We start from the raw sequence: 21,105 nt of genomic DNA on the forward strand, positions 1-21,105 counted from the left end.
GTCGCTACAAGGCGTAAAAGATATATGAAGCATTCAAGGACAAATATAAAAATCACTCATTAGAATACTTTGGCAAAAGTATAGGGTTGGATTATTGGTAACGGAGTACTTTGAATTAAATTCATAACTCAACTAAACCAGCTAATAGAAAGTCAAGTAAAATATTTTTAATCGAAAAACACTTCATGTTATACTAAAAATGCACAACACAAATAACCCTCCTCATTAATGTGGAAGGTTTTTGTTCTATTTGAAAATACTGTAGCTAAATAGTTACTTGGAACGGTGTTTTCGTTTTTAAAATCGCATAAATCCAGTGTAAAAGCTTATTAGCACAAGCAATAATAGCTACTTTATACGGCTTACCTTCTTCGCGTTTTAAATCGTAGAAGGCTCGTAATCGTTTATTTCGTGCAATGGTTTCATCTGTTGTTTTCTTTTTACGGCTATCTCGAATTGAACAACGAACGGCTGTGTAAAGCATGTGGCGAAGTCTAGCCGAGCCGCGTTTGGTAATGTGATTTTTCGTGCCTTTAAAGCGACCTGATTCGAACACACTTGGGTCTAGTCCCGCAAAGGCTACTAACTTTTTCGGATGATTAAACCGCTCAATTTCCCCAATTTCTGAAAGTATCGTGGCTGCGATTTTTTCACCTATACCGGGAAGTGACTGGATTAATTCATATTCTTCGAGTTGTGCCGCCAATTGATCAATCTCACGCTCTAACGTAGAAAGTTGTTGGCGGTACGCTTGAAGTAAATCAATATACATATTCAGACTGACAAGAAGGCTTTGATAAAGCGTTGACTGAAATGGGTTACGTTCTGCAGCTGCGATTAATCGCTCAGCTCTTTCGTACGCCCACTTATACGAACGTGCTTTACAATGCTTATCAATAAATTGTGCAATCTCTTCTACACTTGTATTTAGTACTGATTCAGATGTAGGGAAGGACTGTAAAGTCCTTAATGAAATCTCAGCGTATAAATCACCAAAAACTCCTTTATACTCAGGGAAAACTTGATCTAATATAGCTTGGAATTGTAGCTTTGTTTGAACCATAATTCCCGTCATATTTTCGTGTTGCCTTGTCAGATGCCTAAGGTTTAAAAGCTGAATACCACGCTTTTTCTGAGGCTCTAAATCCTCTTTGTAATACAGTTCACCTAAGTGATAGGCATCAATGGCATCTGTTTTAGTTTTTCGTAAACTAGAGCTTTTCGCTCGATATGAAACGAGCGGATTGACGATAATGACAATGTATTCTCTAGTTTCTAAAAACTGTACAACTGAGGCATGATAATGGCCAGTTGATTCCAAAACAACAGGTGGTTTTAATCCTGTTTGACGCTCTAAATCTAGTAAATAAGAGTGTAACTCTTCAAGTCCTTCCACCGTATGTTCAATCTTCACACTGTTTTTATAGGGCATTTTTTTATCCAAGAACATTTGAACCTGACTTTCACCTTTGGCGACATCCAGACCAACTACTGGATTCATAGTTTATCTCCTCCTCATGTAGTGTATTGACCGGTAACCTCTATCTAGCTTGTTATTCATATCTTCGCTTGTTATACGGGATCTATTTGTCCCAACCAGCCTAATCATGTGTTAACAAGTAGAGGGCGAACTGTTTAGTTGTCGGGATTAAATCCCACGGGTGCTTCCGTTCTACCCCGGCTACTATCAATCTATAAATTGAATAAAAAATAGTCAACCAGATTTCTCTGGCTGACCTTATAATACGAACGGGTGCTTTAGTGGAGGATTGTTGAGGGCTATTTTATCACTCTCCACCTTTCCTTACCTCTCTTCCTATCTTTACTCTGGGACACATTCATTTTGTTCTGGATATAAAAGTGTATGAAAACCGGTAGGGGAGGAGTATGCCGAAAGCGATTAAAACTTTCATAATTGGGCAAACTAAATTAAAAATGGAGTATAGTCGATGGGATATAAAGTGAAAATGACATCAGCTAGTTTGGGACTACACGGAAGGGGATATTTGTAAGTTGGACGAGGGCAGGGAAGGTATTGAACCTTACATAGTTGCTGGCAATACCGCTTCCGATACAAAGAAGCACCACGCAACATTAATAAGTTGTATTGTAGGCATCATGACTTCAGTAATGAAGGTGCTGAATTGCATATAAAAGATACTCAGTCTTCTATTGTGTAGATTTAGAATAAAGTTTGATTAAAATCCTGTATTAATATAAATAAAAGACTACTGTTCGATTTAAATGTTCCACGTTATAATAGTGAGAGTTTGTTCCTAGTAAATCTTTTAATAAGCAGTGAGGTAGTATATGAAAAAAAGAACCACAGACATTATTTTTATCATTATTGGTGCATTTATTTTTGCTTTAGGTGTTAATTTATTTGTTATTCCGAATGAGCTTGGTGAAGGAGGAGTAACTGGTATCACGATTATTACCTATTATTTATTTGAGTGGTCACCAGGTTTAGTCAACTTAATTCTGAATGCATTTTTGTTAATAATCGGTTATAAATTTTTGAATAAAGTAACAACGATTTATACGATTATTGCTGTAGTTTCTAACTCGCTTTTTCTTCATCTGACAGAAAGTTGGAATATTGATTCTAATGAATTGATGGTAAATGCCATCTTTGGAGGAATATTTGTAGGGTGCGGGATTGGCCTAATCATTCGGGTTGGCGGAACAACAGCAGGTACTACCATCTTAGCAAGAATAACACAAAAGTATTTAGGCTGGAGCATTAGCTATGGTCTATTGTTTTTTGATTTAATAGTTGCTTTTTCATCTTATTTTATCATTGGTGCGGAAAAGCTAATGTTGACAATTATTATGCTATATGTTGGAACGAAAGTAATGGAATTTGTTATCGAAGGCTTGAATTCGAAGAAGGCCATTACGATTATTTCTGATAAACCGAATGAAATTGCCAAACAGGTGACTACATCAATGGACAGAGGGGTAACCGTATACTCAGGTCATGGTTATTACACAAAAACCCCAAAGGAAATTCTTTATATTGTTATTAGTAAGCAAGAAGTAGTAAAGTTGAAACGGATTGTTCAATCTACTGATCCGAGTGCTTTCATCGCTATACACGATGTTCGTGATGTGTTCGGAGAAGGATTTATTGATATTTCTAAAGCTTAGTAAGAGGTTGTTTTAAAAGAGATATAATTTGTAGAGTTGGTATTAGATAGATATAGGCAGAGGAAGCCCCTTCTTAATGGCTTCTTATTTTGACAATTCTCTTGTAATAAAGTTGGCTATTGGATGGAGATTACCTAAAGGTTTAACTAAAGAGTTATGGTTAATATTTGTTTAATCCATTAAAGGGCGCGATTGTTTAACAACAAAGACAGAAAATGATCATTTTTTTTATAAAGATCAACCTTAATACTACAATATAAGAATCCATTTTGGTAAATCTTTTTTTCAAATTGGATTCTTTTTATTTATCGTAAAATGCTGGCTTGTTGGGTAATATTAATCAACCTTTTTTCCAAAGCTACACCATAACTTCGTGTAAAAGTAGATAGTGAAAAACTACTTAAAATGATTACCATCCATGACTTAGTAGAAGCATATGCATCTCCTAGTCGTGAACATCAAATGTTCTCCGTTCATAAAATAAAAGTTAACAGATAAATATTGAAATACATTCTAATTAGTGGTATTTTTTAACAAGAAGGGGGAAATGTATATGATGTTTTTACCTTTATTACTTGGCATTATCATTGGTGTAGTTCTGACGGTTATAGCATCGATGTTGAAGAAAAAAGGGTACTCTAAAACAACAATTAACATTTACACGTTTTCATCATTGGCTTTAGGAGTAGTACTCATTGCATATGGATATACAGTAGTAAGAGGATTTGAAGGATTTGCTTATTTATTGTTAGGAAGTCCAATTGTTATGATTTCTATCTTCACTATTTGCATGACCTTTTTCAGTAACATAAAAAAACACCAAGTGATCTAATAATGATTTATCTTTTATGGGGCTGTCCCAAAGTCAGTGAAAACCGACTTTTATGGGCAGCACCTTTTTTGTTTAATTTATTATTTCAGCTTATCCATAGCAATCTTTTTCATCATCTGAATCATCGTTTTCGTTGACTCTGTGTCTTCTATGGATAGATTATCTGGAACATCATGCTCGATTTCTTTTAGGATGTTGATCTCTTTGTTTATTCGTTCCATTTTACGATCTAGTTGAGCTGCAGTAAAAGCGGCTTCTCTTAACTCATTTGTTAGTCGTTCTGGAACTTGTTTATTGTACTTATAATAGATTTTGTGTTCCAAACTTGCCCAGAAATCCATTGCAATCGTACGGATTTGCATTTCTACGTACACATGCTCTTCACGATCTGACATAAAGACAGGGATTTTCAAAATGACATGAAGACTTTGATAGCCATTAGGCTTTGGATGTTGAATATAATCCTTTACTTCGATGACTTCGATGTCTGATTGAGCCTGAATCATTTCATTAATGATGTAAATATCAGAAACAAAAGAGCATGTTATTCGAATACCCGCAATATCCCTCATGTTTTCACGGATATCATCCAATGTTGCAGGGATATTCTTTTTACGCATTTTTTTCATAATACTTTCTGGTGTTTTTATACGTGTATTGACATGTTCAATTGGATTATATTCATGTATTAACCTGAATTCTTCTCTTAAAATACGAACCTTAGTCCCGATTTCATCTAATGCAAATTTATAGGCCAGCATAAAACGAGTTAGCTCTACTCGAAGTTCTTTCATATTTTGTTGTTCTATTAAATATGTCATTGAAAAATCTACACCTTTCAGAATTAAATAAAATGGTTCAATCTATTTCCGTATATATCATACACTAGCAACAATTGAATCTCTAAGAAAAACCGTTTAAAGGTAAATATTGTAATGTTGAGTGGGGAATATGTGTAATGATTTACATAGAAACCAATGTACGATAAAAGCGTTTGTTTATATAAGGGGGTGTAATTTTGAAAAAGATTTCACTGATAGGTATAACATTATTTTTACTAAGTACGTTAGTAGCATGTAGTAATTCAAAAGCCAATAATAACGAACATTATGAGAATTCAAGTGGTGATGAAAAATCTCAAGGAGCTAATTTAGTTACTTCTAACGAGAGAAAACCACCTGTTTTAACAATTACTGTAGGTGAAGAAATTATTAATACATACCGCGGGGGTTGTAGTTGGATTTATTTAGACCCTAAAACAGGACAAACAATAGGTACAGAAGCGGACTCTTTGCTACCATCAGAAATACTTAATGTTGAAAATGCTATTGGTGTAGATCTAAATCAGCCTATAAAACTAAATTTTGAAAAAGAACCAATTGAATACGAAATACGAGTTTGGGACAACGAAAATAACGTGATTGCCACTTACAAAGGTTTTGACGATGTAAAAGAAAAAGGGAAAATGATATATGAAATCTTAGCTACTTGGAAAGAAGGTAGGGTTTCATATGTAGTTGCATTTAATGTTAAATAGCATGCAATGTGAAAGGTACAGAAAAACTTCTAGTACTTTTTGTTGTTCATATTAATCAACATGGACACAATAAAAATGAGATATTGCATGTTGGGCTCTTCAAACGGAGTTCCGATTTTTTAAGCAACGATATCTTTCAGCTTATCTTATCTGGTTCAAGCTACCCCGTTCGATGCTATAATATAGTCATCTGTACTACACGAAATGAGGAACTTATATGTATAAAACAATTGGGATACTTGCCCATGTTGATGCTGGCAAAACGACATTTTCCGAGCAGCTACTTTTTCATACGAATAGTATCCGCCAGAGGGGGCGGGTTGATCACAAAGATGCCTTTTTAGATAATCACGCCATTGAACGAGAGCGTGGTATTACTGTTTTTGCTGAGCAAGGCATTATTACATACAACGATCATACTTATACAATTATTGATACACCTGGGCATGTCGATTTTTCACCTGAAATGGAGCGCGCTATTCAAGTGATGGATTACGCCATTTTAATTATCAGTGCAATTGATGGTGTAGAAGGCCATACGGAAACGGTGTGGCAATTATTACGTAAACACAATATACCTACTTTTTTCTTTTTAAATAAAACAGATAGAGAGGGTGTCAATACGGAAGCAGTATTGAATGAAATCCGATCGAATCTAACAGAAAATGTTTGTGATATTACAACAGCTTTCCAAGATGGACAAATGAAAGAGGAGCTCATTGAATTTATAGCAGAGCGGGATGAAGAGCTTCTGGAACAGTATATGGAATCAGGTTATGACGAAGTGAAATGGCTTGAAGCGTTCAAAAAACTGATTGCATCTGGCGAAATCTTCCCTTCAGCAAGTGGTTCGGCATTAAAGGATATCGGTGTGTTGGAATTCTTCTTAAAACTAGATCAATTAACGGTGACTTCTTATAGTAAAGACAGTGATTTTGCTGCACGGGTTTATAAAATACGTCATGATGATAATGATCAACGAGTGACGTTTATGAAATGTTTAAGCGGTTCTTTGCAAGTAAGGGATGAAGTGAAATACGGTGAAACTTCAGAAAAGATCACACAAATACGTTTGTACAATGGCAATAAATTCACAACAGTCAATGAAGTTCGAGCTGGTGAACTTTTCGCGGTCACAGGTTTAAGTGGTGTAGAAATAGGAGAAGGTCTTGGCGTGCTGAGAGAAAAGGCAGTTTTTGAACTCATTCCTACATTAAAATCGAAAGTCATTTTCGACACTAATATTCATGTAAAGGAAATGTTTCGTTGCTTTAAGATTTTGGATGCAGAAGATCCATCTCTCCATGTCTTTTGGGACGAGCATTTTCAAGAAATTCATGTTCATGTAATGGGTGTTATTCAGCTTGAAGTGCTAGAACAGATAGTAAGAGAGCGTTTTTCATATCAAGTTTCATTTGGTGAACCGAAGATTTTGTATAAAGAAACGATTGGGGCAACAGTAACCGGGTATGGACATTTCGAGCCACTGCGACATTATGCAGAGGTGCATCTACAAATCGAACCAGCTGAAAGAGGTTCAGGTGTTACATTCGAGAATAAATGTCATGCAGATCATTTATCTGTCGGTAATCAAAATTTAATACATCAACATGTACTTGAACGTAACCATCACGGCTTACTAACGGGTTCTGCTGTTACAGACGTGTTAATAACGCTACTAACAGGGCGTGGAAGTAACGAGCATACATCTGGTGGTGATTTCAGAGAAGCCACGCATAGGGCATTACGACAAGGTCTGGAGCAAGCGGATAATATTCTACTTGAACCGTATTATGACTTTAAAATTAAAGTAAACATGGATCATATTGGACGTGTTATGTCTGATGTTCAACAGGCTCACGGTCGCTTTAATCCTCCTGAAAACATAGGTGATAATGTTGTCATAAAAGGACGCGTTCCAGTTGCCACTTTTATGAACTACAGCACAAGCTTTGCTGCTTTCACAAACGGTAAAGGTGCACTTACACTTAACTTTGCTGGCTATGATCAATGCCATAATACGGAACAAGTGATTGAAGAAATTGGTTATGATAAGAATGCAGATCCAGAATATACGTCTACTTCAATTTTCTGTGCCAAAGGGAAGGGGTATTCTGTCCCTTGGGAAGAAGCAAAGGTAGCGATGCATTGTTTGTAAAGTGCTAAGAGATTTTTTTCACATTTGAATAAATATAAAAGCAGTGGGTTTCTAATAGGAATCTCACTGCTTTTTTTATTATCAGGTAAAATATGTTAAAATATTTTTGAGTTAAAAATTGGAAGTGGAATCACTCGAATATCAGTGTAGTGAATTTACAAGCAAGGGCGATTTGTAGAAACTATTCTTTCTTAAATGAAGAGATAATGGAGGATGGAATTGAACTTACTAGCAGAACCATACAAAATAAATTATCATATGAAAACTTTTAAAACGAAAGAAGAATTGGAGCAATTGTTTATTAAAACGGGGTTCGATTCAATAAAATTTTATGAGCAGAATAATGCTAAATGGCTTTGTGTTGAGGGGCATAAGACAGTCTAGAGTTAATCGATTATGATCGCTATTACCCTGTCTATGGCTATGTCAAAGAGTTAATAGGCAGCAATGACTTAGTAGAAAACGTAGGACAAGCCGTTATAACGTCTAAATGAAGAGGTCAGAGATAGACTTAATAAAAGCAATCCATAGAGAATAAAAGAATCCATTTTGTAAAATTAAAATGGATTCTTTTTTTAATTATTATATAGTTCTTTCAATAACACTAAGGAAGAGCTAGAAAAGAGATACAGTCGAGAATTAGATGATTTATTCTATCCCTATTATTATTTTGGTATAATTGGATAATAAAGTTTTCTGTGTTGTGAAATCAATGGAATAGGAGGAGTTAAATGGAGTTGATATTTATTCGTCATGGCCAAGGTGTACATACTTTGGATATACCTAAAAGTCTACAAATAGAAGACCCAGCATTAACTTCTACAGGGGTTGAACAGGCATTGTTATTAAGAAATCAATTTCCGCTAACAGATGAAGATATAATAATTATTAGTCCGCTTAGAAGAACGCTTGAAACTGTATTCCTTTGGAGTGAAAATAAAAATTGTCGTAAGATTGTAAGCCCATTAGTAGCACCAAGGATTTTTCCCATTCACTCAAGTATGAATACATTGCCTTGTGATAAGATAATTGATTTAGAAACTATTGAACATGATTACCCAACTTTTGAAATAGATAGTAAGGCATCAATTGAACTCTGGACGAATGGTATCAATACCTTAACAGAACAGCAATTCACCAACCTTGCAGAAAAGTTTATTGGTGATTGTAAAAAATTAAATAAAGAAAAAATTTATATAGTGTCACACGATGGTACGATTACTTCTTATCGTCAAATGCTTTCTGGGCAAAGGCTTACTCGAAATGATTTTCCAAAAGAAACAGGATGGTTTTCAATGAGTTGTTGAATCACTATACGATAAAAGTAAGAGATGTGCATAATTTTATTGAAGTAGGGGATCAGTTATGAGTATTTATGGAAAAGCGTATGTTGAATTTCTAAAAAAAGATATTATGTTACTGATTATTGCAATCGTGTTATTATTCTTTAGCTTTGGGTGGTGGATGGGGGTTCCAGTATTTGTTGTATCGATTTTTCTTTGGGATTTAAATATACCACCCTTTATTTCAATTATACTAGTCTTATTACTTATTAGTGTGCTATTCACGGTATTCTTTATTCCAATGAATATAAAAGTTGCAAAGATAATCGGAAAAATTAAAAACCGAAGTACTTTGAGAATATTTTCGAGATTACAATTGATATTTATTCTAAGCAGTTTCGTTATTTTCTCTTTAATCTTTATTATAATTACTTTGGTTTAATAACCAAACTGTGTAAAAAAAGATATCGTGTAGTGAAGACAAATGAAATCGAAGTAAATGAGTGGTAAATTGTATTTTTTTGCAACTCAAAATAAAAATAGGGGTGAAGTCATGCAAATTTGGCCTAAAGGTGTATCAAAGCCAGCAGTAAGAGCACTTAATAGCGTAGGAATCACGACATTGGAGCAGTTAACTACAATTGATGAAAAGACATTAAGGGCGCTTCATGGTATGGGCCCTAAAGCGATAGAAGTATTAAAGGGAGCACTTCATGAAAAAGGGCTCCAATTTAAAAGTTAATGATAGCTATAAAAAAGAAAACCAACATGGCGTTAAAGGGCTAATGTTGGTTTTCTTGTGCGATGAAAGAATATGTATAATTGAACCATCAGGAACGATTTAAAATCGCACCTAGATGGTTACTGACTGTCACTTCTAGAGGATATAATCAATGAGGTAACGGTTTAGTCAATAATCTTAATATGATAATCGTAAAGCTCGGCAGGAAATTCGACGGATAGAAAAGATATTAATTTGGATTTTAAATCATGTGGAATGTTGAAATGGATGTTACTAATATGCATTTTGCGACCTAAATGAAACAAACTTTCATAGAGTGACTCATCAGAATGCACAGAATATTGATCGGCATTTTGGTTACTGATACGTTTCACCACGTATTCTGAATTCTCCTTATGAATGCGTAGAGTAATCATAAACCTTCACTTCCTTTATCTTTTTATTTACACCTAAAAGTGGGTGTCTCTCCATTATATACAAAAAAACCTAAGATGGAATAGCAATAAACTTAAATGACAGAATAATATAATGATTTTGATAACTTGTTTTTGTATAAAAAGACATTAATAATTATAATTATCTGTTATTTTGTAAAACTAAAATCATTATATTACTAGTATTATGCGATTTAACAATTCTTTAGAATCAATTATTAATTTGTGAAATTCCTTTTGAAATGCAATTAAATATTTACATATTATTCTAGTCTTTAAATGATTAATGGTTCTGTCATGTGTCACAGTACTGTATTTACCCACTCTCCAATCCATTGTAGCTAAATCGATTCCAGAAGAGACAAGGGGAGCGCATTTATCTATATAAGGCTTGATGAGTGTAATTGGAGGTATGATAGCGAGTTTATTTAGTTGGGGTATGCAGTTTTTTCCGGAGAATGGAATTACACTTATTTTTATTGTGTTGGGGATTTTGATTTTATTCATTTATACTAGTGTTTATAAGGTAATGTAATTTGATAGATAATTAAAAAAACTATGCTATGATTATAATAGACTGAATATATTGAATTTAAAGGGATGTCAAAATAGAGGTGAAAAATGAGACGGGTTGTAGTGGTAGAATACGATCAAGAATGGGTTGCATTATTCAACAAAGAACAAAAGATGATAAGGGATATTTTCAGTGATGAGATTTATGATATCTTTCATATTGGTAGTACATCCGTTGAAAACCTTCCTGCGAAGCCTGTAATTGATATAATGCCAGTAGTTTATCACATTGAACAGGTTGATCAATTGAAAGAGAAGTTGGAGAAAATCGGTTATGTATCTAAAGGTGAGAATGGTCTCCCAGGACGGCGTTATTTTACAAAAGGTGGTGACAATCGTACTCACCATATCCACTTTTATGAATTAGGACATGCGGGCATTACTAGACATCTTGCCTTCCGGGATTATTTAAGAAGTCATCCTGCTGAAGCGACAAAATATGGTCGAATAAAGCAAGCGAATGCATCACAATATCCATTTAATATGGAGGCATATATACAAGGGAAATCGACTTTTGCTAGTGATATAGAACAAAAAGCGTTACGTTGGTATGAAAACTTAAAATGAGGTGATGTGATGAAAATGGAGGATGTCTACGGCAAGCTACCTATTTTAGAAACTGATCGATTAATTTTAAGGGAAGTCTCACTTGATGACCTTTACGATATGCATACATATTGTTCGAATGAGGAAGTTGCAAGATACTGTACTTGGAACAAACATGAAAGTTTAGCAGATACAGAAGAATTTGTGCGATTTATATTAAACAAATACGAGTTAGATCAATATGCTCTTTGGGGCATTGAAGATAAAGAGACAGGTACATTAATTGGGACAATAGATTTTGTATCTTGGCAGCCAAAACAACAAATAGCTGAAATCGGTTATGCAATTTCACAGGCATATTGGGGGAGAGGCATTGTTACTGAAGCAGCCAAAGCAATAATTGCATTTGGTTTTGAAAAAATGGATTTAGTTCGAATTCAAGCGAAGTGTTTAACAGAGAATGTAGGTTCTGCTCGGGTTATGGAGAAAGTCGGTATGTCTTATGAAGGGCTAATTCGAAAAGGGCTATTTGTGAAAGGTACCCATCAAGATTTAAAAATGTATTCTATTTTGAGAGAAGAGTATGAACAGCTGATTTGAAACCCTTTCTGTAAATCTATATTTAAAAGTTAAACTTAATTGTAACATAAAAAAACACTTCCAAGTTGTCTTGGTTTTATATAACCAATGATTCAACTTAGAAGTGCTCAATAAGGTCTATTTATTCTCTCTATTTGTTTCAGATGTGTTTGAAACGGAGGGAATAGAATGTGAGTTATTGATTTCAAATTCGTTAGTAAGATTGATGAAATGGTGAAGTAAAACAATTCATCAAGAAAAATTAATTTAAAGGGAAGAATTCACTTATGTGTTAAGGGAGATACAAAGTGATTATTTCCAATGGCCTGCTTTTACTAGTTTGTTTTTGCCGATAAATGCCATTACGATTAATAATACATTAATAACTAGCATGAAGGCAATTGCATATAGTACTAAAGTGTAGCTACCAGTTAATTGGAAAACATATCCGTAGGCTGGTAATGCTACAATACCAGCAACTGCTAAACCGATAACTGCAGAAGCGTAAATTTGACCGTATTCTTTGTTACCAAAGATAGCAGAAGTTAATAGCGGTCCTAATGTTCCAAGTGATGCAACAACAAATCCAAAAATACCAATAGCTAATGAGAACATAGTAGAATTGTCAGGAACAGTTAATAGAATTGCGATTGGAACTAAACCTAGTAACATTGCGAAAATAGCAGTGTTTTTTGCACCAATTTTATCACTTAAAATACCGAATGCTAATGCACCAATCATTACTCCCACTGACCAGAAGCCCATTGCACCACCAGCAAATTTAACATCATAACCTAATCCCATTGCAAAAGGAGCAACGTGTTGACCAAAACTACCGACAGAAGTAATAAAGAAGAAGAACAATAATAAAGAATAAAATGCGCCAGATTTTTTAGCAATTGCAGCTGAAATACCTGTGTTAGTATTAGATTCAACTTTAACAGAAGAAGCATCTTCAGTTTTATTGATTTCAACTTCTAAACCTAATGGTTGTAAACCTTTTTGTTTAGGAGACATTCTAATTATTAATATTACGATTGGCACAACGATTGCTATTACAATTCCGCCAAGGATGAAGTAAGTCATTCTCCAACCTTCACTTGAAATTAAATTACCAGCCATAGGTTGTAAGATAGCTCCGAAAATACCACCAGATGCAACCATGATACCGATTGCTAAACCGTTATGTTTTTTAAACCAGTTGTTGATTAATACTGGACCTGCGATTTGAGTTACAAAAATTGAACCGATTGACATTGGGATACAGAATAAGTACCAACCCCAAACAGAATTCATTAAACCAAACATTGCGAACGAACCCGCTTGTAAAATAACTGCTGTTACTAAAACTGTTCTAATATCATACTTAGCAATGATCTTACCAGCAAATGGTAAGAAAATCATAGTAACAATAGAAGAAATACTAAAGTAAAGTGTTAGACTTCCCATACCCATACCTAAATCTTCTGTTACTGGAGTTAAGAATAACCCACCTGCAGTCATGATTCCGCCTTTAGCCAAACCGACCATAATAGATAAACCTAATAATATCCACCATGCGTAGTGGATTTTTTTGTTATTTGTGCTCACGTATTGTACCTCTTTTTCTTGTTTTTTTAACCTATATACTTACCTTATCAGACTGCTTATTCAGTAAAATACTTGAGCTTGTCTAATTTTACTTTCTATTCCCCAAAATCTCATTAATGAGATTTATAGAAAGCATTAAAAAATAAAATACCCTTTAAATATTTTCATGACATAATAGTCTTCGTAAAAAAATTTATAAGGACTCAAAATGATTATGTAGTTTTGAGTACTTCTTAATCAATTAATTTTTACTTTGATTTGAAACTCTATTACTCATGAACGTAAATACCTAGTTCTACCTCCTGCACCGTTTTAAACATGGTAACTTTTTGACTTCAAGTTACTTTACGTCTCAATAGTATACGATTAAAATATTTGTGTCAATAATATGAATTTCTTAGTTTTAGAGAAAAACAGACTTGTATTTTTTAGGAGTTTGTACGAGACCATCATTTAATTAATAGAATTTGCTGCAAGCATTTTAATGGTTGGTATTATGACTAGGTAATATGCTGGAGACTAAATTAATAGGTATGTGAAAAATAGCGGAATGTTATTTTTCTAAAGCAAAAGGTGGAGAGGTTTAATCTGCATCAAGTTGATAATCAGATCAACTTGATGCATTGACGTCCAAATTCTTGTTATTTATATAGGAAAGAATGAAATAAATAAGAGCTTTGTAGATTTTATAAATAGGAAAGTGTTAGACAAAAAGTTTTCTCAAATAGATGCAATTGAATTGACTATTGCCAAACATGAAAAGAAATTGGTTTGAAATACTCATCTAAAATGAAAGAATATTAAAGAGGATAAATTCGAGGAATTCGAGTGTGTTTTTTGTGATTTTGTAATAAAGTATTATGACTAAGTACTAATTGAAAATTCTATGACAATTAGTTGGATTTTTTATTAAAATTTTGATTTATACCAGAAATTGGTTCTAAATTTTTATGTAAAAATAAATTAATAGTTATATTTTTTTCTCAAACATTGACTTATTTACAAATTAAATATACCATAGTAACAATTTAATAAAAAAATTCTTTGATAAAGAGAGTAGTTTATGGGGAAATGTCAAGCGAGTTAGGGATGGTGGGAGCCTAATACATGGATCATGAATGAAGCGCACTTTGGAGAAACTTTTTGAAATAGCAGTAGAAAAGATCGGGGAGTCACCTCGTTAACAATGGAAAGTGGTCACATTTTGTGGCAACTAGAGTGGTACCACGGGATCTATGCTCTCGTCTCTTGTTTTGAGACGGGGGCTTTTTTTATTGCTTTTTCGTACCATTACGGCAGAATATCAACTGAACTTAGCTTTGAATGCACAATGTATTTTATTATTTGAGGGGGAAAATAGAATGAAAGACAAACAATTGATAGTCAATTCATTATTTGAAGTAGTAGAAGGTCATTTAGCAAAGAGTGAAATTGAACAAACAATCGAAAAGCCGAAGTATGCACATTTAGGTGATTATGCTTTTCCTTGCTTTTCATTAGCAAAAATTTTCCGCAAATCACCAAATATAATAGCCAAAGAATTAAGTGATAAGGTTAACAATGACATTATAGAAAAGGTTGAAGCTGTTGGTGGGTATGTGAATATTTTTCTTAAGCAATCGGAAATCTCGAAAGGGGTATTATCTAGCATTGTTTCCTCTCAATCTGCATACGGACAACAAAAACATGGAGAAGGTCAAACGATTACGATTGATTTTTCATCTCCTAATATTGCAAAACCTTTTTCAATGGGGCATTTACGGTCAACAGTTATCGGTAATGCAGTAGCTAATATTGTAGAGAAAAATGGCTATGAAGTAGTACGTATCAATCATTTAGGAGATTGGGGTACTCAATTTGGCAAGCTGATTGTTGCCTATCATTTATGGGGGAATAAAGAACTGATTGAACAATCTCCAGTGCGTGAATTATTGAAGATTTATGTCAAATTTCATGAAGTGGCAGAACAAGATGACTCATTGAATGATCAAGCACGTGCAGCGTTTAAAAAGTTAGAGCACGGAGATGAAGAAGCACTGCAATTATGGCAATGGTTTAGAGAAGCATCGTTAAAGGAATTTGAACAGGTCTATGCATTACTAGGTATACGGTTCGATTCGTATGCGGGAGAAGCATTTTATAATGACAAAATGGACAGAGTTGTAGAGTTATTGGCTGAACAGGGACTTCTTGAAGAATCGGACGGGGCGATGGTCGTTAATTTAGAAAATATGCCGCCATGTTTGATTAAGAAAACGGATGGCACAACATTATATGCGACTCGAGATTTAGCTGCAGCTCTATATAGAAATGAAACTTATAATTCAGCAAAATCATATTATGTCGTAGGAAATGAACAATCGCTACATTTTAAACAGCTATTTAACGTATTAGAGACAATGGGGTATGGTTGGGCAAAAGAGTTACAGCATATTCCGTTTGGCATGATGCTAAAAGACGGCAAGAAAATGTCTACTCGTAAAGGGAAAGTTGTATTACTTGAAGAAGTATTAAATGAGGCTATCCAATTAGCAAGTAAGAATATTGAGGAAAAAAATCCAAACCTAAAGCAAAAAGAAGAGATAGCGAAAGTGGTAGGAACAGGAGCAGTGATCTTCCACGATTTAAAAAATCATCGTATGAATGATATTGAGTTTTCGCTTGAAGAAATGTTGAATTTTGAAGGGGAGACAGGTCCTTATGTGCAATATACGTATGCACGGATTTGCTCACTTTTACGAAAAGGTCAGTACAATACTGAATTCAGTCAATTTGAGGGATTATCTGATGAGGCTTGGCCTGTTGTCATTTCGGTAAAAGGTTTTCCAGAAGTGGTGGCAAAAGCCTTTGAACTAGCGGACCCTTCGCAAATTGCCAAGTATTTGATCGAATTATCAAGAGCGTTTAATAAGTATTATGCCCACACAAGAATACTAGAAGATGATGCTACAATTCAGGTAAAACTAACGTTATGCGCTAGTGTTGCTATCGTGCTTGAAGAAGGATTGCGTTTATTAGGAATTCAAGCACCTGAAGAGATGTAGCTAATATTCAGAGGAGTGGAACGAATGAATTACCAATATATATTATTTGATTTAGATGGAACATTAACGGATCCAAAAGTCGGAATTACTAAAAGTGTCGCATACGCATTAGAAAAGATGAATATTGAAGTGGTGGATTACTTTAAATTAGATTTATTCATTGGACCATCTTTACAAGAATCTTTTCAGGCTTATTACAGTTTAAATGAACAAGAAGTAAATGAAGCAATCGGATATTATCGTGAAAGATTTCAACAGCACGGCTTATATGAAAATGAGGTCTATCCTGGAATCGAAACACTACTAGAAACTTTAAAGAATAAAGGAAAAACATTAGCTGTTGCCACATCTAAACCAACAGTCTTTGCTGAGAAAATATTGCAGCATTTTAAATTGGATCAATATTTTGATGTAATAGTAGGAAGTAATTTAGATGGTACTAGAATTGCAAAGGCGGATGTAATTCATGAAGTGCTTTTACAACTATCTTCTCCAGATAAAAGTGAAGTCATTATGATTGGTGACCGTAAACATGATCTAATAGGGGCAAAGAAGGAAGGCATAGCCAATATCGGTGTCCTTTATGGGTACGGTAGTAAAGAGGAATTGGCATTAGAGGAACCAACTTATATTGTAAGTGATATAGAAGAACTAAACTCTATATTAAATAATTAACATATTTAACACGTGAAAACGCTTGGATAGTCTTCCATGCGTTTTCGTTTGTTTATTAGACAACTAATTATTCATATCCACCTGTAGTTTCTGGGAGCTTTTTATATTCATCTTTGTTTTCAACTATATTTCGTATGTAATTTCGTAAATCAATCAGTTTATTTTCATCATTGGCTTTTTCACAATATGCTCCAGAAATATATGGTGTGAGCGTTTCACCATTAATAGTGATTTTCCATGCATCTTCACTATAGGGTTTTGTCATACACTCTGTTTTAGGGACTAATTCTTTCATGCCTATTATATTGATGTTTTTCATTTTTTCATAAATTTTCGCCTTTTCTTCTATTGTAAGAGGCAGATTTATTGTTGTAGTTCCATCAGCTACTAAATCCTTTGTAACCTTGCCTTCAAAAGTATTAATTTCATTCTTTTTTCCAACTCCGAATTTAACTGAAAAACCAAAGTCACTTGGCATTTCTTCAGGCATAATATCTTTTGTAGCATTATTTAAACCACATCCTGATAAGAAAAATGCGAAAATAAATAGCAAAATCTTTCCTGGCTTCAAGTAATCCCTCCTCATCAATCATTAATGAATTATGCTTGTCATCTTTTTACTAAGATTCTACAGATATTCAAGAATACCTTTCGATTGGGGGATTTCTATTATTAATGTTCGTTTTCCGTTTTATAAAGAGTAAAACAGATAGGTTAGAGATACAAAAAAATTCCATATTAATAGAAATAGTTATAAGATTGATTGGTGAGTAGTTCAGTCGAGTAGCGCCAAAGAGCCCACGAGTAGCGCTAAGGAAGCCCGAGCAGCGCCAAAGCCCGCGAGTAACTCTAAAAAGAACCCGAGTAGCGCTAAAGGAAGCCCGAGCAGCGCCAAAGAGCCCGTGAGCAGCGCTAAAAAGAGCTCGAGCAGCGCTAAAGAGAACCCGAGCAGCGCCAAAGAGTCCGTGAGCAGCGCTAAAAAGAGCTCGAGTAGCGCCAAAGCCCGCGAGTAGCGCTAAAGAGAACCCGAGCAGCGCTAAAAGAAGCCCAAGTAGCGCCAAAGAGTCCGTGAGCAGCGCTAAAAAGAGCTCGAGTAGCGCCAAAGCCCGCGAGTAGCGCTAAAGAGAGCTCGAGCAGCGCTAAAGAGAACCCGAGCAGCGCTAAAAGAAGCCCGAGTAGCGCAAAAGAGTCCGTGAGCAGCGCTAAAAAGAGCTCGAGTAGCGCCAAAGCCCGCGAGTAGCGCTAAAGAGAACCCGAGCAGCGCTAAAAGAAGCCCGAGTAGCGCAAAAGAGTCCGTGAGCAGCGCTAAAAAGAGCGCGAGTAGCGCCAAAGCCCGCGAGTAGCGCTAAAAAGAACCCGAGTAGCGCCAATCCCCCCCATGCAATATCACCACTCAAAAATGATCCACTCCAATACTTCAACTAATTGAGATATAATGTATATAGAATGAATTGTTTAAATTTGTATATATCAAAACTGTACTACATACAAAAGGAGGATTTTATGCAGAGCACACAACTACAAACTGTAATGGATCATTTTAAATTAAATATCAAATCCATAGAAAATGTCCCGGAGTCTTTTAGTTCAGAGGTGTATAAGCTCGGTCTGACGAACAATGAGAATGTGTATATTAAAATCCCGTATACAAAAGATAAACTGTTCCGTGAATATACGATTCTAACAAAGCTAGAATCAGATTTGCCTGTTCCTCGTGTGTTAGATTATTGGGTGGGGGATGAAGCGGATAGTGGGGCTTTGCTACTTTCAGAGATAAAGGGTATTCCTTGTACAAGCAAAGTTGACGCTCGACTTGCTTATCAAATCGGCCTAACTCATGCACAGCTTCATGAAGTGAGTTTCCAAAGCTATGGGTATGAAGAACAAAATGGCTTTCAATATCTTGAGAAAAATGACTGGAGATTATATATAAAAAATCTATTTAATCAATACTTAGTTCAATGTGGGGAACTCTTACCTACAGCGCTCATTGATAAAAGTGAAAATAAATTCAACGAGCTGTTCAAAGCTTTACCCAAACCAGATGGTCCTTGCTTAGTGCATCTAGATTTTCGTCCAGGCAATATATTAATCAACGACACAGGAGTAGCCGGCATCATTGATTTCGAAAGTGCAAGAGCAGGTTCTACGGAAATAGATTTCACTAAAATAAATAGAGATATTTGGAGTAACCACCCTGGAACTCGTGATGCTTATATGCAGGGTTATGAGAGTATCCGTCCAATCCTTGATTTAGACAAAATACTTCCGTTCTATTCCTTATTAGATGCTATTGGATCAATTGCTTGGTGTAGTAGGAGAGGGATAGTGAAACATAAGGATTTTTATGATGAAAGTATCAATATCTTAAAGAATTCGATGGCGTAATTATTTCAAAACCACTAACAGTGCATCAACCAAATGACCAGAATAAATAAATAAATAAGTTGAAGAACACCTTCCCTTACATAAAACAACCTGTCACCGACTTCACATCGATGACAGGTTGTTTAATTTTATAATAATCAAAGATAACAATCAGATACTATTTATTCTACGAAATCAGCATTAGTAATGAAATTTTTCTCATTATTTAACTTGAGTATATTACGTAATTTTTTGCTGACTTTCTTTAGACTTTTCTCTTCAGGTATATAGTAGTAGCTTCCGTCGACTCTTCTATCTGTACCTTTAATTGCTATCGTTTTTATTGATAAATCGGTTGATTTTGTATATTTTTTTTGCAGTGCATAAATTTCTTTTAACGACAAATTTGTTTCTACATTTTCGCCAAGAATATCTGTTAATTGACCAATCTTAAAAATTGTTCCTGCTGATATTGCTTGATCAATCGTTGCTTTTAAGAACTGTCTTTGTCTTTCTTCGCGGGAATAAATAGCATTTTCAGCTCTTTTTCGCATCCTTACAAATGCAAGTGACTCTTCACCAGTTAAATGAGATTTTCCCTCATTAAATTCTATCTTTGATCCATCATAAATATTTTCTTCCCAAAACCCCGTTTTAATATTTATAGAAACTCCGCCAAGAGCATCAACTATGTCACGAAAACCTTCGAAGTTAATTGCAATAAAGTTATCTATTGGAATGTTAAGGAACTTTTCAACAGTTTCTATTTGAAGTTTAACTGCTCCGTATCCTGTAATATCTCCATATGTATAAGCTGAATTCAATTTATGAATACCTGAGAATTCCCTTGCATTTTCAATATTGACCCTTGTATCCCTAGGAATAGTAACCATATTTATAACATTTGTACTAGGATCTAACGTAATAACCATTTGAGTATCTGCTCGACCATCCTTTTTTTTACTAGAATAATCTTCAATTCCTAATAACAATATTGAAATTGGATTTTCATTAAATGTCACTTCGTCTTCTCTCAGATCTGATTTATCTCCAGTTCTCTCTAAATTAACTGTTGAACTAACATAAGCATCTTTCATTTTTATAAAAATAAAACCACCATAACTAATTATGGCTAAGAATAAAGCTATACTTACTATTCTGACTACTTTTAATAGTTTCTTTTTAGATTTCTCCCTTTTTTGTGTATTTCTTTTCATTCTCATTGTAAGTTCCTCTCTAAATTTAATCTAAAAATTAATAGTTCTTTAAACTAACATCAATATAGATAAAATTATTATGAACCTATTATTAAGTATAACTTTAGAGTATTTTACTTTTATTGTATTTAAATTATATCACACTTATAAATGGTGAAACATCACATTAGGGATGGAAGAAAAGAAGTAATGTAGCCTACGCTAACTTTTTAATGAAAAATAAGAAGGTGGAAAATCAGTGACGAGCTGAATTATAGATGGAGAGCTAGAGTTCCCGTTTATTCAATTATAATCACGCTCAGCCATACAGTGGTTACGTAACTACTATTTATAAGTTGTAAAAATTAATAATTTAATTTTTACATATATCTATCTAAT

17 protein-coding genes and 1 other annotated feature are annotated in these 21,105 nt (G+C 34.4%); of the genes, 12 read left to right on the top strand and 5 right to left on the bottom strand.

Going from position 1 to position 21,105, the window contains the following annotated elements; all coding sequences use genetic code 11:
• Positions 1–265: 265 nt before the first annotated feature.
• The gene (locus AC3IS5_RS08735) at positions 266–1,501 is read right to left on the bottom strand and encodes an IS110 family RNA-guided transposase (protein WP_489425426.1); all 1,236 of its coding nucleotides are present in this window, start codon (positions 1,499–1,501) and stop codon (positions 266–268) included.
• An 809-nt stretch (positions 1,502–2,310) separates the two neighbouring features.
• On the opposite strand from AC3IS5_RS08735, the gene AC3IS5_RS08740 reads away from it, so the two are divergent.
• Positions 2,311–3,150, top strand: coding sequence for a YitT family protein (locus AC3IS5_RS08740; protein ID WP_489427443.1), 840 nt, complete (start codon positions 2,311–2,313; stop codon positions 3,148–3,150).
• A 553-nt stretch (positions 3,151–3,703) separates the two neighbouring features.
• Positions 3,704–3,982, top strand: a complete 279-nt coding sequence (locus AC3IS5_RS08745; protein ID WP_489427444.1) for a YesK family protein — start codon at positions 3,704–3,706, stop codon at positions 3,980–3,982.
• 80 nt (positions 3,983–4,062) lie between these two features.
• Here AC3IS5_RS08745 and AC3IS5_RS08750 read toward each other — a convergent pair whose 3' ends face one another.
• Positions 4,063–4,803 (bottom strand): GTP pyrophosphokinase, encoded by a 741-nt coding sequence (locus AC3IS5_RS08750; RefSeq protein WP_489427445.1) that lies wholly within the window; start codon positions 4,801–4,803, stop codon positions 4,063–4,065.
• Between the two features lie 197 nt (positions 4,804–5,000).
• On the opposite strand from AC3IS5_RS08750, the gene AC3IS5_RS08755 reads away from it, so the two are divergent.
• From AC3IS5_RS08755 to AC3IS5_RS08785, 7 genes are all read left to right on the top strand, one after another.
• Positions 5,001–5,519: a hypothetical protein gene (locus AC3IS5_RS08755; protein WP_489427446.1), complete on the top strand. Its 519-nt coding sequence runs from the start codon at positions 5,001–5,003 to the stop codon at positions 5,517–5,519.
• Between the two features lie 217 nt (positions 5,520–5,736).
• Positions 5,737–7,677: a GTP-binding protein gene (locus tag AC3IS5_RS08760; RefSeq protein ID WP_489427447.1), complete on the top strand. Its 1,941-nt coding sequence runs from the start codon at positions 5,737–5,739 to the stop codon at positions 7,675–7,677.
• Positions 7,678–7,896: 219 nt separating this feature from the next.
• On the top strand, positions 7,897–8,061 hold the full coding sequence (locus AC3IS5_RS08765; protein WP_489427448.1) for a hypothetical protein: 165 nt from the start codon (positions 7,897–7,899) through the stop codon (positions 8,059–8,061).
• Positions 8,062–8,408: 347 nt separating this feature from the next.
• Positions 8,409–8,984: a histidine phosphatase family protein gene (locus tag AC3IS5_RS08770; protein ID WP_489427449.1), complete on the top strand. Its 576-nt coding sequence runs from the start codon at positions 8,409–8,411 to the stop codon at positions 8,982–8,984.
• A gap of 529 nt (positions 8,985–9,513) precedes the next feature.
• Positions 9,514–9,702 (top strand): helix-hairpin-helix domain-containing protein, encoded by a 189-nt coding sequence (locus AC3IS5_RS08775; protein ID WP_489427450.1) that lies wholly within the window; start codon positions 9,514–9,516, stop codon positions 9,700–9,702.
• Between the two features lie 1,055 nt (positions 9,703–10,757).
• Positions 10,758–11,276 (top strand): GrpB family protein, encoded by a 519-nt coding sequence (locus AC3IS5_RS08780; protein ID WP_489427451.1) that lies wholly within the window; start codon positions 10,758–10,760, stop codon positions 11,274–11,276.
• Positions 11,277–11,285: 9 nt separating this feature from the next.
• The gene (locus AC3IS5_RS08785; RefSeq protein WP_489427452.1) at positions 11,286–11,855 is read left to right on the top strand and encodes a GNAT family N-acetyltransferase; all 570 of its coding nucleotides are present in this window, start codon (positions 11,286–11,288) and stop codon (positions 11,853–11,855) included.
• 291 nt (positions 11,856–12,146) lie between these two features.
• Here AC3IS5_RS08785 and AC3IS5_RS08790 read toward each other — a convergent pair whose 3' ends face one another.
• Entirely contained in the window at positions 12,147–13,424 is a 1,278-nt protein-coding gene (locus AC3IS5_RS08790) for an MFS transporter (protein ID WP_489427453.1), read from the bottom strand.
• Between the two features lie 1,035 nt (positions 13,425–14,459).
• Positions 14,460–14,676, top strand: a binding site (T-box leader).
• 109 nt (positions 14,677–14,785) lie between these two features.
• On the opposite strand from AC3IS5_RS08790, the gene argS reads away from it, so the two are divergent.
• Together argS and AC3IS5_RS08800 are read left to right on the top strand one after the other, a co-directional pair.
• Positions 14,786–16,468, top strand: coding sequence for an arginine--tRNA ligase (argS, locus tag AC3IS5_RS08795; protein ID WP_489427454.1), 1,683 nt, complete (start codon positions 14,786–14,788; stop codon positions 16,466–16,468).
• A gap of 24 nt (positions 16,469–16,492) precedes the next feature.
• Positions 16,493–17,143, top strand: a complete 651-nt coding sequence (locus AC3IS5_RS08800) for an HAD family hydrolase (protein WP_489427455.1) — start codon at positions 16,493–16,495, stop codon at positions 17,141–17,143.
• A 67-nt stretch (positions 17,144–17,210) separates the two neighbouring features.
• Here AC3IS5_RS08800 and AC3IS5_RS08805 read toward each other — a convergent pair whose 3' ends face one another.
• A complete protein-coding gene (locus tag AC3IS5_RS08805) occupies positions 17,211–17,714 on the bottom strand; it encodes a hypothetical protein (protein WP_489427456.1) in 504 nt (167 codons plus the stop codon).
• A gap of 932 nt (positions 17,715–18,646) precedes the next feature.
• On the opposite strand from AC3IS5_RS08805, the gene AC3IS5_RS08810 reads away from it, so the two are divergent.
• Positions 18,647–19,531 carry a phosphotransferase family protein gene (locus tag AC3IS5_RS08810; RefSeq protein WP_489427457.1) on the top strand — a complete coding sequence of 295 codons (885 nt, stop codon included), beginning with the start codon at positions 18,647–18,649 and terminating at the stop codon, positions 19,529–19,531.
• A gap of 161 nt (positions 19,532–19,692) precedes the next feature.
• Here the strand turns inward: AC3IS5_RS08810 and AC3IS5_RS08815 are convergent, their stop codons facing one another.
• Complete coding sequence (locus AC3IS5_RS08815) at positions 19,693–20,733, bottom strand: LCP family protein (protein ID WP_489427458.1); 1,041 nt, start codon at positions 20,731–20,733, stop codon at positions 19,693–19,695.
• Positions 20,734–21,105: the final 372 nt, after the last annotated feature.

Source organism: Viridibacillus sp. KH_047, from assembly GCF_057838945.1.

Coding starts and splice junctions, on each gene's coding strand:
- AC3IS5_RS08735 (WP_489425426.1), bottom strand. CDS start 1,501: ATGAATCCAGTAGTTGGTCTGGATGTCGCCAAAGGTGAAAGTCAGGTT.
- AC3IS5_RS08740 (WP_489427443.1), top strand. CDS start 2,311: ATGAAAAAAAGAACCACAGACATTATTTTTATCATTATTGGTGCATTT.
- AC3IS5_RS08745 (WP_489427444.1), top strand. CDS start 3,704: ATGATGTTTTTACCTTTATTACTTGGCATTATCATTGGTGTAGTTCTG.
- AC3IS5_RS08750 (WP_489427445.1), bottom strand. CDS start 4,803: ATGACATATTTAATAGAACAACAAAATATGAAAGAACTTCGAGTAGAG.
- AC3IS5_RS08760 (WP_489427447.1), top strand. CDS start 5,737: ATGTATAAAACAATTGGGATACTTGCCCATGTTGATGCTGGCAAAACG.
- AC3IS5_RS08770 (WP_489427449.1), top strand. CDS start 8,409: ATGGAGTTGATATTTATTCGTCATGGCCAAGGTGTACATACTTTGGAT.
- AC3IS5_RS08775 (WP_489427450.1), top strand. CDS start 9,514: ATGCAAATTTGGCCTAAAGGTGTATCAAAGCCAGCAGTAAGAGCACTT.
- AC3IS5_RS08780 (WP_489427451.1), top strand. CDS start 10,758: ATGAGACGGGTTGTAGTGGTAGAATACGATCAAGAATGGGTTGCATTA.
- AC3IS5_RS08785 (WP_489427452.1), top strand. CDS start 11,286: ATGAAAATGGAGGATGTCTACGGCAAGCTACCTATTTTAGAAACTGAT.
- argS (WP_489427454.1), top strand. CDS start 14,786: ATGAAAGACAAACAATTGATAGTCAATTCATTATTTGAAGTAGTAGAA.
- AC3IS5_RS08800 (WP_489427455.1), top strand. CDS start 16,493: ATGAATTACCAATATATATTATTTGATTTAGATGGAACATTAACGGAT.
- AC3IS5_RS08810 (WP_489427457.1), top strand. CDS start 18,647: ATGCAGAGCACACAACTACAAACTGTAATGGATCATTTTAAATTAAAT.
- AC3IS5_RS08815 (WP_489427458.1), bottom strand. CDS start 20,733: ATGAGAATGAAAAGAAATACACAAAAAAGGGAGAAATCTAAAAAGAAA.